Origin of the sequence: Novosphingobium sp. B-7 (assembly GCF_000410615.1) — a bacterium.
Taxonomy (GTDB): domain Bacteria; phylum Pseudomonadota; class Alphaproteobacteria; order Sphingomonadales; family Sphingomonadaceae; genus Novosphingobium; species Novosphingobium capsulatum.
Genome location: NZ_KE148526.1, coordinates 1,999 through 2,228 on the forward strand (window position 1 = coordinate 1,999; position 230 = coordinate 2,228).

The following is a 230-nucleotide window of genomic DNA, read 5'->3' on the forward strand; positions in this document are numbered from 1 at the left end:
CGGCATTGTCGATCAGGTTGATCAGGCAATGGTGCAGCAGGCGTGGATCGGCCAAGACCAGCGGCAGGTCTTCGGGCACGACCAGTTCCAGCGGGCCGACCAGGCCGCCTGGCGCGAGATGATCGAGTGCCGCGTCACACGCCTCGGCCAGGTCAACCGGTTCAGGATCGCGCTGCAAGGCGCCGATTTCCAGGCGCACCATCTCGATCAGGTTGGCGACGAACCGGTCG

Annotated in this window: 1 pseudogene; it reads right to left on the reverse strand. The window is 65.7% G+C overall.

Annotated elements, in window-relative coordinates:
* Positions 1 to 230: pseudogene (locus H926_RS34000) on the reverse strand (histidine kinase); the annotation flags it as partial.